This window comes from Paraburkholderia sp. CNPSo 3076 (genome assembly GCF_026343935.1).
Lineage (GTDB): Bacteria > Pseudomonadota > Gammaproteobacteria > Burkholderiales > Burkholderiaceae > Paraburkholderia > Paraburkholderia nodosa.
In genome coordinates, this window is the sequence record NZ_JAPMAL010000001.1 from 399,696 (window position 1) to 413,067 (window position 13,372).

Below are 13,372 nucleotides of genomic sequence, written 5' to 3' on the forward strand. Positions count from 1 at the left end.
CTAACGGCTAATTTTCCGCGAAAAGGTTGATCGACGACACATCCGATCGAGACAGACTGAGCGGAGACAACACCGTGCCAATCCCAGCAGCGTCGCCGGAACATGCCGCGGCCGTGCCGCCGCCCGCGCTATTCAACTTCTCCACGCACCTGTTCTCGCTCAACGCCGCGCGCGCCGCGAAGACCGCTTATATCGACGACACGCTCACGCTGAGCTACGGCGAACTCGAAATGCAGGCCCGCCGCTTCGCGGCCGCCATGCGGGCGCTGGGCGTCCATACGGAAGAGCGCGTTCTGCTCGTGATGCTCGACACCGTCGAGCTGCCCATTGCGTTTCTCGGCGCGCTCTATGCCGGAATCGTGCCGGTAGTCGTCAATACTCTGCTCACGCCGGCCGACTATGTGTATATGCTCACGCACAGCCGCGCGCGCGTGGTGATCGCGTCGGGCGCGGTGCTGTCCACCGTGAGCGCAGCGCTGGCCGAAGCACAATGTGAGGACTGCCAGTTAATCGTTTCGCAGCCTGCTTCACAGTCGGTTCCGCATGAACCGCAAAGCGTCCTCGCCGATCTGCTCGCGCACGCCGAGCCTGCCCCGCGCCCCGCGCAAACGGGCTGTGACGACATCGCGTTCTGGCTCTACTCGTCGGGATCGACGGGCAAACCCAAAGGCACGGTGCATACGCACGCCAATCTCTACTGGACCGTCGAGACTTACGCGAAGCCCATTCTCGGCATACGCGAAAGCGACATCGTGTTTTCGGCGGCCAAGCTGTTCTTCGCCTACGGCCTCGGCAACGGCCTTTCGTTTCCACTCTCGGTAGGCGCGACCACGATCCTGATGGCCGAACGCCCCACCGCCAGTGCCGTATTCGCACGGCTCGTGCAGCATCGGCCGACGGTGTTCTACGGCGTGCCCACGCTGTACGCGAGCATGATGGCCTCGTCCAATCTCCCGGCACGCGCCGACGTCGCGCTGCGCGTGTGCACGTCCGCGGGCGAAGCGTTGCCGCGCGAACTGGGCGAGCGCTTCAGGGAGCACTTCGGCAGCGACATTCTCGACGGCCTCGGCTCCACGGAAATGCTGCACATCTTCCTCTCGAACCGGCCAGACGCGGTCGAATACGGCACCACCGGACGCCCCGTGCCCGGCTACGAAATCGAACTGCGCGACGAGACCGGTGCGCTCGTGCCCGATGGCGAAATCGGCGACCTCTTCATCCGCGGGCCGAGCGCGGCCGTGATGTACTGGTGCAATCGCGAGAAGTCGCGCGCGACCTTCCTCGGCGACTGGGTGAGGAGCGGCGACAAGTACCGGCGCCTGCCGGGCGGCGCCTATGTCTATGCGGGCCGCAGCGACGACATGCTCAAGGTGAGCGGCCAGTATGTTTCGCCCATCGAAGTGGAAATGGTGCTCATGCAGCACGACGCGGTGCTCGAAGCGGCCGTGATCGGCGTCGATCAGGGCGGGCTCGTGAAGACTTGCGCGTTCGTCGTCCTCAAGCAGTCGGCAGCGGAAACCTCGCACGACGCGTTGGCCGAGCAATTGAAGGCGTTCGTGAAAACGCGGCTCGCGCCGCACAAGTATCCGCGCGACATTCTGTTCGTCGACGATCTGCCAAAAACGGCGACCGGTAAGATCCAGCGTTTCCGCCTGCGTCAGCAGTTTCAGTCGTGACAGCGACACACGCCATGAACGAAAGCGAATTCGCCGATCTGCCCGCCACGTCCACGCGCGATGCACTGCGCATCGAATATCGCTGGATCGCCGCGGCCGCCAGCGATGCGCCGCTCGCCGTGTTCCTGCACGAAGGTCTCGGCTCGATCGCGATGTGGAGAGACTGGCCCGCCGATCTTTGCGAACGCCTCGGCATGCGCGGGCTCGTTTATTCGCGCCCGGGTTACGGCCGTTCCACACCGCGCGCGCAAGGCGTGAAATGGCCGGTCGATTTCATGTCGGCGCAGGCGCGCGATGTTCTGCCCGCTCTGCTCGACACGCTTGGCGTGAGCGCGGCCGAACGCGCGCGCATGTGGTTGATCGGTCATAGCGACGGCGCCTCCATCGCCCTGCTCTACGCCGCCGCTTTCCCCGCAGCCCTCGCAGGCGCGGTGGCGATTGCGCCGCACGTGTTCGTCGAAGACATTTCGGTCGACAGCATCGGCGAGGCGAAGGTTGCGTACGAAACGACCCGCCTGCGCGAAAAGCTCGCGCGCTATCACGACGATGTCGATTCCGCGTTCTACGGCTGGAACGATATCTGGCTCGATCCCGCCTTCCGGTCCTGGAACATCGTCGGCGAACTGGCGTCGATTCGCGCGCCGTTGCTCGCCGTGCAGGCGCTCGACGACCACTACGGCACCATGGCGCAAGTCGAGGCGATTGGCGCGGCCGTGCCGGGAGCGCGCGTCCACGCGCTCGCGCACGGCGGCCATTCTCCGCATCGCGATGCGCCACAGCCGCTGAACGACGCCGTCGAGCAATTCGTTTGCACACATCGGAAGCCCGCAAACTGAAGGCCGCACAGGCGGACCTCAGCGCCCCCGCAAGCCCCTTCTGCGCCCATCGAATGCCTCCAGACAGGGGCGGATCGATGCACCGCGCATAACATTCCCCCGCCGACGCAACACCGAGGCCCATCGAAGGCCAAACTAAGGACCAAACCCGCCTCATCGCTGCAATCCTTTGGTGATATTGTCTTTCTTTGCGGAGTGGAGACGGGGTCCGACCACGCGAACCCAACGGCGCAACGGGGCACCAAAAAAAGCGAGACGCAAGAAGACCGGCCGGATCACGCGCGCCGGCCAGAACGATGAGCGATTCCATCCTGATGAACGTTTCAAGAACCTCGGTGCGACTGAGGCGAGCCTGGGCGTCGATGCGTCCGCGCTTCGTGCGCGCCTTCGCGCCCGCGCTGCGCAACCTGCAATACGTGAAGCGCCGCATGCGGCCGCTCGCCGTAGTGGCGAGCGTAGGCTTCCCGCTTTACTACTACGTCTGGAAAGACCTCTTTCCTCAGCCGTATGAAAATCTCACGCTGCGCCTGATCGGCTCGTTGCTGTTCGTGCCGATCCTGGCGTTCGAGCGCTGGCCCGCCGCACTGAAAAAGCTGCTGCCGTGGTACTGGTACTTCTGCACGCTCTACGCACTGCCGTTCTTTTTTACGTTCATGCTGCTCAAGAATAACGGCAACGAAGTATGGGTGGAAAGCGCGCTGATCGCGGCGTTCGTGATGGTGCTGCTGCTCGACTGGCTCATGCTCGTGCTGCAGTTCCTCGTGGGCATCAGCCTCGCGGTGATCGCGTACTGCCTGACCACCTATCCCATCGTGCTCGGGCCGAACTACTTCACGCATCTGGCGATCTTTTCGTTTGCGGTGGCGATCGGCGCGGTGGCCAATTACGATCAGGACCGCATTCAGATCGAACAGGAGCGCGCCATGCTGGCCACGGCGGGCAGCGTGGCGCACGAACTGCGCACGCCGCTCGTGGCGATCCGTGTGGGCGCCGCCGGCCTCATGCGCTATTTGCCCGCGCTGCTCGACACCTATCAACTCGCCCAGCGCAGCCGCCTGCCCGTGCCCAAAATACGCGTGGCGCATCTGCATTCCCTGCAAGGCGTGGTAGGCCGCATTGAACAGGAAGCACTGCATTCGAATGCGATCATCGACATGCTGCTCGCCACCGCGCGCTTCACGGGCGGCAACATGCAAAACGCAACGTTGTGTTCGATCGTACATTGCGTGGAAACCGCGCTCGCGCGTTTTCCGTTTCGCGAAGGCGACCGGCGTCGGGTAATCTGCAACCTGCGCCCCGATTTCGAATTCCACGGATCTGAAATGCTTACCGTTCACGTGCTCTTCAATCTGCTCAAAAATGCCTTCCGGCACATGGGCAGCATCGAAGGTGCGCAGATTTCGATTCGTCTTGAATCAGGGCAACGGGCCAATCGGTTGATTTTCAGCGATACGGGCACCGGTATTTCCCCTGAGGTATTGCCGCACATCTTCACGCGCTTTTATACTTCGACAACCGCCACCGATGACGTGACGCTCGGAGCAGGAATCGGGCTGGCATTCTGCCGCGATGTCATGCAAGCGATGGGTGGAGCAATCACCTGCTCTTCCGTAAAAGGCGAATACACCGAGTTCGTTTTGACATTCCCTGCGCCATGACGAAAGCCATTCAGCCGTTCTCCTATCCGACCACCGTCGCCTTCGTCGACGACAGCGCCGCGTTCCTTTCGAACCTGAGCCTGCAACTCGACCCCGACCTGGCCTTCCGCCTGTTCAGTTCGCCCTCTGAGGCGCTGAAATTTCTCAATGGCCGTACGCCGCACGACCGCGCGGCGGAGCCTATCTTCAGCCCCTATCTGGACCGTACTGAAGAAAACGATGCGCACCAGGTCATCGCCATGCGCGTCGACGCGATACGTAGTCTGGTACATAACGCTTCGCGCTTCGAGTCGGTTTCGGTCGTGGTGGTCGATTACGACATGCCCGAACTCAACGGCATGGAGTTTTGCCGCCGCATTACCGACCCGTCGATCAGAAAAATCGTGCTGACCGGCAAAGCCGACGAGCACGTGGCCGTGAAGAGCTTCAACGAAGGGCTGATCGACCGCTTCATCCGCAAGCACGAAGTCGATGCGGTGGAAACGCTGAACCAGGCGATCGACGATATGCAGCGCGCGTATTTCGACCGCTGCTGCAGCACGGTGCTCGACGCACTCGCCGTTTCCGAATATGCATTCCTCAAGGATCATGCGCTCGCCGCGCACGTGAAGGGCATTGCCGATTCATTGGGCATCGTCGAGCACTATCTCTCGTACCAACCGCACGGACTCCTGATGTTCGACGGTGTCGGCACCGCGTATCTGCTCGTCATTCACACCGACGAATCGCTGCGCGGCGTGCGCGAGATCGCCGTCGAACAAGGTGCGCCCACAAGCTTCCTCGCGGAGCTCGATAGCCGTCGCAGCCTGCCTTATTTCTGGCGCACGGAAGGCTATTACCCGTCACAGTGCGCGGAATGGCAGACGTATATGCACCCCGCATCGGAATTTCACGGCGACCGCCGCTATCTCTACGCAGTCGTGAAGAAGCCGGCGGGGCTCGCGCTCGACAACGTGCTGCCCTACGACCGGCATCTCGACCAGCTGGACCGCGAGATCCAGGCGGCGTGGGACTCGCCCTGATAATCGGGTGCGCCCCACGCTATCTCTGCCTCGACGCCACCTCAACCGCGCGCGGTTCAGGCCGCCACGGCCACCATCGGCATGTTCACCACGGCCTGCGGCAGACGTACGCGCGCACGGCCCGCGTTGCGTTCGTTGCGGCGCGTGGACGGCCAGTTCCACATCTGCACCTCGTCGCGAATCTCCGCGCACACTTCGACGAGGCGCTCCAGTTCCTCCTCGCACAGCGCCGCATTGAGCGAGAGCCGCACGAGCGAGCGGTTCTGCGCCGTGGCGGGCGCACAGAACACCGAACCGAAAATGCCGCGCGCTTCGAGCGCGTCGCGCAGTACGATCGTCTGCGGCTCCGGCCCGGCTTCGAGCGCGATGATCTGCGTTTCGCTGCCGTTCAGGTTGTAGCCAAGTTCGGCCAGCCGTGAGCGCACGTACCGCGCGTTGGCCGCGACGCGCGCGCGCCGCCAGTCTTCGCGCTCGATCACGTCGAGCGTGGCCGCGAGACCCGCCGTTTCGTGCGGCAGCAGCGTCGAGCTGAAAATGGCGGGCAGCGCCTCGCACTTGAAGTACTCCTGGAAACGGCGCGAACAGCTGATGATGCCCGCGCGCCCGGCAAACGCCTTCGCAAGACTCGCGGTGCGGAAATGCACGCGGTCGATGAGCCCGAGCTCGGCCACCATGCCCGCACCGTGCGGGCCGTGCGTGCCGAGCGAGTGCGATTCGTCGACGACCAGCACGCAGTCGTGCTCGGCGCACACCTCGGCGATCGCCGCGAGCGGCGCCACGCTGCCGTTGGTGCTGTACACCGAATCGACGATCACGATCCCGGCCCCGTAGCGCTGGATGCGCTGCTCGAGGTGATCGACATCGTTGTGGAAGAAACTGATCGCACGCGCGCCGGCGCTGCGGATGCCTTCCCACAGCGACATATGCGCCATCATGTCGACGTACACCGGCGTCTGCGCATTGGCGATCGACTGGATCAGTCCCGTATTCGCGGCAAAACCCGACTGGCACAACACACTCGCTTCGGCCCCCATGTATGACGCGAAGCGGTCTTCGAGCGCGAGTTGCGGGCAGTCGTCGCCGTGCAGGAATACACCCGACATCAGGAGCCCGTTGCCCTCCGAGCGGATACTCATGCACATTGCATCGAGAATCTCGGGATGGCGCGCAATCGAAAGGTAGTCGTTACTCGAAAGGTGCAAGGCATCCGCATCGGCAACACGGCCCTTCATGATGTGGCCCCCGGCCCAGCTTTCCTGCACGCGCTCGGTGTAGTAGCGATCGACACGTGCGGCGAGGAATGCGGGCAATGCCGCGTCGTTGTTATATGCGTTACGCCAGTTGCTGCCAACTTTCATCTCAGGCTCCTTGTGGTTAAAGGCCGGCCCCGGAGGCGACTTGTCTGGTCAGGAAGGATTCCGAAAGGCAGGCCCGTAATGTGCCCGCAGCGAAACGACACGCGCGATGAGGCCTGACGTGCGCATTCCGGCAGCGGACTTTTGAATGTGGGTGATGCAATGACTGGCGAGCGCGTGAGTCGCGGCGCGCGGCGGGGAGCGGTCACGGCCGGCGGCGCCAGAGCGCGCTTGAGAGCGGAGCGAATTCGAAAACCAATGCGGGCGCGGGGCGCCGGGAGCAGGCGCCTTCATATCCGCACGAATCCCGCTTCGCGTGATCGCCACTGGTTACAAGGGAAGAAACGCCCGCCCGAAAATTTTTGAGGCGCGCCACGCAGGCCACCTGGACCATGCACGTCATGCAGCGAAAGCGCCTTCACGCTGCACGCAACGTCAGTCGCGCCATTGATAATTATCGTTTAAAAACAGCGCTGTTAAGGCCTTCGCAGTGCGCAACTATGCGTAGCGCATGGAGTTTCGATAAGGTTTGCCCATCGCGCCGCGCATGAGCGCGAGCGTTGATTCACCACGCATAGATTGCGCGAAGGAGACCGACAGGATCGTCAGATGGCCACAACGCGGTCGCGCCCGCGTGACTTGGCGACATAGAGCGCGGCGTCGGCGCGCGCCATCAACGTGGCGAGCGAGTCTTGCGCCTGGAGTTCATCCAAGCCGGCGCTGAACGTCAGGCCGTCGTGGGCCTCCTGGCCCGATTCGCGGGCGTGAGCGTCGGCGCTGCGGCGCACGGAGAGCGTCAGCACGCGCAGTTCATCGAGACGCGTCACGACATCGTCGCGGCTCATGCCCACAAAGAGCAACGCGAACTCCTCGCCGCCGAGGCGGCCAAACACGTCCTCCGCACGCACGCCGCCCTTCACGACGCGGCAGAACTGCGCGAGCACGCGGTCGCCTGTGGCGTGCCCGTAGCGGTCGTTGATCGACTTGAAGTGATCGATATCGACAATCGCGAACGCGACCCGCTGACCCTTCTCGCGCGCAGCTTCGAGCGACGCGTTCGCCTGGGCGAGAAAGGCGCGACGCGTGAGCGCGCCGGTCAGCTCGTCCTGGTTCGCGAGGCGTTCGAGCCGTTCGGCCATGCGATCGTGCGCGAGCAGAACCATGCCGATCGAAAGCGAAGGCAACACGAGAATGCCGAGTGCGAGCCATGCGACGTTGAGCGGCGTGAAGTCGAGCAGCCCGTACTGCTTCACGAAGCCGCTGCCGTACATCACCCCGCGCAGCGCGTGCGCGAACGCGCCCAGCCAGGCGGCCAGGGTCACGAACCGGTAGCTGTACACGGGGCGCTCAGGCGGGCGGCAACGCAGTGAGAGCCAGCCGAGCGACGCGTAGATGGCCGCATGAAATGCGGAGACGACGGCCACGCGCGCGCCGAGACTGGGCGTCACCCAATACCACCACACAATACCCGTTGCTAGCGCAACGGTTCCCGCGTAGGCGAGCGGCACACGCGGCTTGAGCCCGAAGAACTGGCGGCAGCCCTCGAGCAGGCGCACCACGGCGAGCGCCAGCAAGGTATTCGAAACGAACACGGTGAGGAAGGGCAAGCCAAGCCGTTGCAGGCCCGCAAGCAGGAGCGCGACGCTCGCCATCAAATAGGCGCCGATCCACCGCCCTGCGCCGGGAATACCCGCAGGCCGCAGCGAGCCGAGAATGGCCAGGCTCATGATGCTCGAAAGCACCGTGACGAGAAGGATATTGACCGGATCTAGCATGTACGGCGTGGTCTGAAGATATGCCTGAGTTTACGGCATCAATTTGAAAAACATTCGCCCTGCCCCCGTGTAGAGGGTTTATTCAAAACCGGATGGCTGGCCGGCCGAAGCGCGGCTGTGACCCGGCGTAGTCAGACAAAACCCTGAATCCTCCCGACTCTATCTGGACTACGAATCGTAACTTTCTCGCGGCAAGCAGGAAAAACCCGCCGCGCCCTCCCGGCGCTTGACGAACGCCCCAAAGCACCGCGACCATGCATGAGACGCCACGACGTAACAGGAGCCATGTCATGACCCAACATGCGTTGTACGTCGAGCTGCACGCGCAGCCCGGCAAGGAAGAGGAACTGGCGGCATTTCTCGCGAGCGCGAAGCCGCTGGTCGATGCAGAGCCCGGCACGCCGGCCTGGTTCGGCGTGCGCTTCGACGCCACGACGTTTGCGATCTTCGATGCATTCGACGACGAAGCCGGCCGCAACGCGCATCTGAACGGCCAGGTGGCCGCGGCATTGATGGCGCGCGCGGGCGACCTGCTGGCCGCGCCGCCCCAGATCCGCCGCGCCGACGTGCTCGCCGACAAGCTTCCCGCCTGAACGGCCGCCAGATTGCCCAGGCGAACGTGCGCGCGTCCACGTCCTTGCCTGCCCGTAAATCGCGCACGCACAGGTAAAAGGCGCCAGGAATGGCATCTGCGGGAGGGGTCGTGATCTTCGAAGGAGAAGCCGATGAAGCCTGCTTCCGCTTGCGAGGCAACACGAGCTCACACCCCAGACCAGGCGCGTTCGAGCGCACAGGCGCTGAGCGAGCGCGTGCTGCACGCCCTCGAACGCGTCACCTGGCCCGCGCACCCCACCACGCTGATCGAAAGCGCCGAGCGCAGCGGCGCGCCGCGCGACGTGATCGACGCCCTGCGCCACCTGCCCGACGAGGCGTTCGGCAGCTTTCCCGAAGTCTCGGCGCTCATCGTCGCGGCGCGACTGGGCGCGCACGACTCCGCCGCCCAACGGGGCACGGCGACGCCAGGATGACGACCGAAACCGAAACGATGCCGATCGCGGAGCTCGATTGCGCGGCACGGGAACAGAAATTGCGCTTTGCGGGACGGCCGTCGGACATCCTCGGCCCGTCGCGACGCGATCGCGAAGAACAAAGGCACAGCCGCCACGATCGGCCGGGCCGCTCACGCAAGAAACGTATGGCAACCGTATTACTAGTCGACGACGACAGCAACGCGCTCGATGCGCTCAAGGAACTGGTCGGGCAGGAAGGTTATCGGGTCAGAACCGCCGCAGACGGTTCGGATGCACTGCAAAGCGCGCTCGCCGACCCTCCCGATGTCGTGATCTCCGACTGCATGATGCCGCGCATGGACGGTCTCTCCCTCATGCGTGAAATGAGGCGCAGCAGCAAGCTCGCGGGCGTGCCGCTCGTGCTCGTCTCCGCGCTCGTCGCCCTGCCCCCCGACGCCGACGTCGTGGGCTTCCTGCGCAAGCCCTTCGCGGTTTCGCAACTGCTCGACATCCTCCACCGGGTCGCCACGCCCTGACAAGCTCGAGCCTCCTGCCGCCTGCATCGCATGAACGATTTACATCATCGTTGTAGCGACTGGCGCGACTCCGGGGCGAGCAACGCGACCATTCGTGGACGTTTCCTGATTCGGGATCCTGACCGGTTCCCGATCGACAGCCGAGGCACGCCGCGGCATGACCGATGCTGTGGAATCCGAGTGGCCGGTCCATTTCGGGCCGGCATGGGATCGAACCCTCATGCCGCACCGCGCCGTGATGCGATGCGCATATCCAAGGGAGGTCGAAATGAGCGAATACGCAGGCCGCTCGCACGACGAGCGCGTGGCGCAACGCAAGCGCGAGAAGAAGGGGGCCACGGAGCCGCCGGGCGGCGATATGGCCGTGCACGGCACCGAGCCCGACGCCACCCACAGCAGCGGCGAACTCTCGGAGCAAGGCAAGGAAGTGTGGCGCAAAGGCGCGGGCCTGGACGGCGGCGGAAAGAGCAACTGAATCTTCCTTCACGCCACCTCGGCCGCCATGGCGCATGGTTGCGCCCTCAACTTCTGCAATTTTCTGGATAACCGGCGCGCGCCGCGCGCGGGAGACCCCCGGCGTGCGTGTTTCATCATGAACAAGGAGAACATCATGGCCTACTCGCAAACCCCAATCGGTTCAGCGTCGCCCGGCGGCGAAGGCGCACGCGACGGTGCACGTATCGTCGGCCGCGACCAGGCGGCCAAGCGTGGCCCCGGCCCCGACGTGATGGCGGCCAGTACGCTGGACGGCGACCGCGTGCTGAGTTCGGACGGCGACGAAGTCGGCAAGGTCAAGGAGATCATGCTCGACGTGGAAAGCGGCTGCGTTGCCTACATGGTGATGTCGAGCGGCGGCTTTCTCGGCATTGGCGACAAGCTGCTCGCGGTGCCGTGGAGTGCCCTCACGCTCGACGCGGCACGCAAATGTTTCGTCATCGCACTCAATTCCGAGCGCGTGAAGAACGCGCCGGGTTTCGATAGACACGAGTGGCCTTCGATGGCCGATCGCACCTGGGCTAGCTCCGTGCACCAGTACTACGGCCGGGAACCGTACTGGAGCGACGACGCCGCGAGCCTGCCGCTGGACGAGCCGGGGCGCGAGCCGCCGGAGGCCGGCGGCGTGAAGCTCTGACGAGCGCGCACGCGCATCCACAACCGTTCATCGGGCGCCCGCGGCGGCGCCAACGTGTCATGCTAATGGTCGCGAGCACAACGACAACAACGCGAACACACCATGACTTCGATGGACCGCCGTGATTTCCTTCGCGCCGCCGCCGCGGGCGCGGCGCTCAGCCTGGCTTCGCCCGCCATCCAGCGGGCACTGGCCATTCCTGCAAACAACGCAACCGGAACGATTGAAGACGTGCAGCATATCGTCGTCTTCATGCAGGAAAACCGCGCGTTCGACCACTACTTCGGCACGCTGCCCGGGGTGCGCGGCTTCTCGGACCGCATCACGATTCCTCTGCCCGACGGCGCCGACGTCTGGCAACAGAGCGACGGCACACGCACGCTGCTGCCGTTCTACCTCGACAGCCGCAAGGGCAACGCGTTGCTCGCGGGTGGCGCGCACAACTGGGCCGACGCCCACGAGGCCTGGGACCATGGCCGCATGACGCATTGGCCCAAGTTCAAGGGCGACGCGTCGATGGGCTATTTTCACGCCTCCGACCTGCCGTTTCATTTCGCGCTCGCCAACGCCTTCACGATCTGCGACGCCTACTATTGCTCGCTGCACGGCGGCACCAATTCGAACCGGCTCTTTCTGTTCACCGGCACGAACGGCCCCACGGCCTCGCCTTATGCCGTGGTCGACAACAATGGCTGGGACAACATCGGCGCGCCATCCACGGGTCTGAAATGGACCACCTATCCCGAACGCCTGCAGGCCGCAGGCGTGACGTGGAAGGTGTACGAAAACCAGCCCGATAACTACACGGACAATCCGCTCGTCGGGTTCGCGAGCTATCGCAAGGTTCTCGAGGCGATCGAAGGCTCGCCCAACGTGCCGTGGAGCCAGGCGCTCGACGCACGCGAGCCGCTCTATAAGGGCGTCGGCAATACGATGCCCGATGGCGGCTTCCTGCAGGCGCTCAATGACGACATTGCGGCGAACCAGTTGCCTCAGGTGAGCTGGATCATTGCGCCGCAGGCCTATTCCGAACACCCCGCCGTTTCGACGCCAGGCCAGGGCGCGTACTACCTGCAGAAGCTGCTCGAAGCGCTGACGCGCAACCCGGACATCTGGAGCAAGACCGTGCTCTTCGTGAATTTCGACGAGAACGATTGCTTCTTCGATCACATGCCGCCGCCTTGCCCGCCCTCGCCCGTCAAGGACGGCAAGTACGCAGGCAAATCCACGGCCACTACGCGCCACGAATACTTCACCATGCGGAACCCTCCCGGCGACGGCAAGCCGGTCGCGCCAGACGGCTTGCCGTTCGGGCCCGGGCCGCGCGTGCCGATGATCGTCGTCTCGCCGTGGAGCACCGGCGGCTATGTAAACTCCGAAGTCTTCGATCACACGTCGGTGCTGCGCTTCATCGAAACGCGCTTCGGCGTGCGCGAACCGAATATCAGCCCGTGGCGGCGTGCGGTATTCGGCGATCTCACCTCGGCATTCAACTTCAGCACACCGAACGAAAAGCCCGTGCAGGCGTTTTCCACGCCGTCGAAGGGGGAGGCAGATGCGTTGAACAAGCAACAGAACGCGCTCAAGCCCGTGCCCGTGCCACAGCCCGACACGCAGACCATGCCGCAGCAGGCGCGCGGGGCGCGGCCCTCGCGCGCCCTGCCGTACCGCCTCAACGTGGATGCGAGCGTCGACGGGCATCATCACAAGGTTCAACTGGAGTTCGGCAACGAAGGGAAAGCCGGCGCCGTCTTTCACGTGTACGACACGCTTCATCTCGACAGGTCGCCGCGCCGCTACACCGTCGAAGCCGGCAAGACACTGCGCGACACGTGGACGCCCACCGCCGCCGACGGTGGTGCGTACCGCCTGTGGGTGCTTGGCCCGAACGGCTTTCATCGTGCCTTCGAGGGCAACGTGCGTGCGGCGGCGCATGGCCCCAATCCCGAAGTGCGCGTGCGCTACGACACCGCTAGCAATGCACTCGAGTTGAGCATCGCGAATCGCGCGAGCGCGGCTTCGAACGTGAGCGTGGCGGCCAATGCCTACCGCAGCGACGGGCCCCGGACTTACGCGTTGCGCGCAGGCGAACAGGTGCAGTCGAACTTGGCGCTCGCGGATTCGGGCGGCTGGTACGACTTCACGCTGAGCGCGGAGAACGGCGTGATCCGGCGCTTCGCGGGTCGTGTAGAAACCGGCAAGGACAGCGTGAGCGATCCAGCAATGGGTGAGTGAGGCGCCTGAGAAACATCAAGAGCGCCCGCGCAGTACACTGCCCGTTCCCTTCACGATGGCCGCGCGCGACGCTGCGTCCGGAACGTTCAACACGCGTTCAATGCGCGTTCGGAAGCTTGGCCAGCCTTACCCTCAAG

The 13,372-nt window shown here is 64.3% G+C and carries 12 protein-coding genes; 10 read left to right on the forward strand and 2 right to left on the reverse strand.

Features of this window, described 5'->3' with window-relative positions:
* The first annotated feature begins 74 nt into the window (after positions 1-74).
* The 4 genes from M3A49_RS01745 to M3A49_RS01760 all read left to right on the forward strand — a co-directional run bounded on the left by M3A49_RS01745 (position 75) and on the right by M3A49_RS01760 (position 5,192).
* Positions 75-1,676: a benzoate-CoA ligase family protein gene (locus M3A49_RS01745; RefSeq protein WP_266227247.1), complete on the forward strand. Its 1,602-nt coding sequence runs from the start codon at positions 75-77 to the stop codon at positions 1,674-1,676.
* A 14-nt stretch (positions 1,677-1,690) separates the two neighbouring features.
* A complete protein-coding gene (locus tag M3A49_RS01750) occupies positions 1,691-2,512 on the forward strand; it encodes an alpha/beta fold hydrolase (protein ID WP_266227248.1) in 822 nt (273 codons plus the stop codon).
* Positions 2,513-2,808: 296 nt separating this feature from the next.
* Entirely contained in the window at positions 2,809-4,170 is a 1,362-nt protein-coding gene (locus tag M3A49_RS01755) for a sensor histidine kinase (protein ID WP_266227249.1), read from the forward strand.
* Positions 4,167-5,192 carry a response regulator gene (locus tag M3A49_RS01760; RefSeq protein ID WP_028203084.1) on the forward strand — a complete coding sequence of 342 codons (1,026 nt, stop codon included), beginning with the start codon at positions 4,167-4,169 and terminating at the stop codon, positions 5,190-5,192. The genes M3A49_RS01755 and M3A49_RS01760 overlap by 4 nt, the downstream gene beginning before the upstream one ends.
* Before the next feature lie 56 nt (positions 5,193-5,248).
* Here the strand turns inward: M3A49_RS01760 and cqsA are convergent, their stop codons facing one another.
* Entirely contained in the window at positions 5,249-6,550 is a 1,302-nt protein-coding gene (gene cqsA / locus M3A49_RS01765; RefSeq protein ID WP_254356658.1) for an alpha-hydroxyketone-type quorum-sensing autoinducer synthase, read from the reverse strand.
* A gap of 602 nt (positions 6,551-7,152) precedes the next feature.
* A complete protein-coding gene (locus tag M3A49_RS01770; protein WP_254356657.1) occupies positions 7,153-8,322 on the reverse strand; it encodes a GGDEF domain-containing protein in 1,170 nt (389 codons plus the stop codon).
* A gap of 290 nt (positions 8,323-8,612) precedes the next feature.
* Between M3A49_RS01770 and M3A49_RS01775 the strand changes: the two genes are divergently transcribed.
* The 6 genes from M3A49_RS01775 (at position 8,613) to M3A49_RS01800 (ending at position 13,235) form a co-directional block, all read left to right on the forward strand.
* The gene (locus M3A49_RS01775) at positions 8,613-8,915 is read left to right on the forward strand and encodes a putative quinol monooxygenase (protein ID WP_028203082.1); all 303 of its coding nucleotides are present in this window, start codon (positions 8,613-8,615) and stop codon (positions 8,913-8,915) included.
* Positions 8,916-9,047: 132 nt separating this feature from the next.
* On the forward strand, positions 9,048-9,350 hold the full coding sequence (locus M3A49_RS01780) for a DUF2795 domain-containing protein (protein ID WP_266227250.1): 303 nt from the start codon (positions 9,048-9,050) through the stop codon (positions 9,348-9,350).
* A gap of 167 nt (positions 9,351-9,517) precedes the next feature.
* Complete coding sequence (locus tag M3A49_RS01785; protein ID WP_254353980.1) at positions 9,518-9,868, forward strand: response regulator; 351 nt, start codon at positions 9,518-9,520, stop codon at positions 9,866-9,868.
* A 268-nt stretch (positions 9,869-10,136) separates the two neighbouring features.
* Positions 10,137-10,343, forward strand: a complete 207-nt coding sequence (locus tag M3A49_RS01790) for a hypothetical protein (RefSeq protein WP_028203080.1) — start codon at positions 10,137-10,139, stop codon at positions 10,341-10,343.
* A 135-nt stretch (positions 10,344-10,478) separates the two neighbouring features.
* Positions 10,479-11,000: a PRC-barrel domain-containing protein gene (locus tag M3A49_RS01795; protein WP_266227251.1), complete on the forward strand. Its 522-nt coding sequence runs from the start codon at positions 10,479-10,481 to the stop codon at positions 10,998-11,000.
* A 102-nt stretch (positions 11,001-11,102) separates the two neighbouring features.
* Entirely contained in the window at positions 11,103-13,235 is a 2,133-nt protein-coding gene (locus M3A49_RS01800; RefSeq protein ID WP_266227252.1) for a phosphocholine-specific phospholipase C, read from the forward strand.
* Positions 13,236-13,372: the final 137 nt, after the last annotated feature.

Bases quoted from the DNA above. Each gene is read 5' to 3' on its own strand.
- M3A49_RS01785 (WP_254353980.1), top strand. From the start codon at position 9,518: ATGGCAACCGTATTACTAGTCGACGACGACAGCAACGCGCTCGATGCG.
- M3A49_RS01795 (WP_266227251.1), top strand. From the start codon at position 10,479: ATGGCCTACTCGCAAACCCCAATCGGTTCAGCGTCGCCCGGCGGCGAA.
- M3A49_RS01800 (WP_266227252.1), top strand. From the start codon at position 11,103: ATGACTTCGATGGACCGCCGTGATTTCCTTCGCGCCGCCGCCGCGGGC.
- M3A49_RS01780 (WP_266227250.1), top strand. From the start codon at position 9,048: ATGAAGCCTGCTTCCGCTTGCGAGGCAACACGAGCTCACACCCCAGAC.
- M3A49_RS01770 (WP_254356657.1), bottom strand. From the start codon at position 8,322: ATGCTAGATCCGGTCAATATCCTTCTCGTCACGGTGCTTTCGAGCATC.
- M3A49_RS01775 (WP_028203082.1), top strand. From the start codon at position 8,613: ATGACCCAACATGCGTTGTACGTCGAGCTGCACGCGCAGCCCGGCAAG.
- M3A49_RS01755 (WP_266227249.1), top strand. From the start codon at position 2,809: ATGAGCGATTCCATCCTGATGAACGTTTCAAGAACCTCGGTGCGACTG.
- M3A49_RS01790 (WP_028203080.1), top strand. From the start codon at position 10,137: ATGAGCGAATACGCAGGCCGCTCGCACGACGAGCGCGTGGCGCAACGC.
- cqsA (WP_254356658.1), bottom strand. From the start codon at position 6,550: ATGAAAGTTGGCAGCAACTGGCGTAACGCATATAACAACGACGCGGCA.
- M3A49_RS01760 (WP_028203084.1), top strand. From the start codon at position 4,167: ATGACGAAAGCCATTCAGCCGTTCTCCTATCCGACCACCGTCGCCTTC.
- M3A49_RS01750 (WP_266227248.1), top strand. From the start codon at position 1,691: ATGAACGAAAGCGAATTCGCCGATCTGCCCGCCACGTCCACGCGCGAT.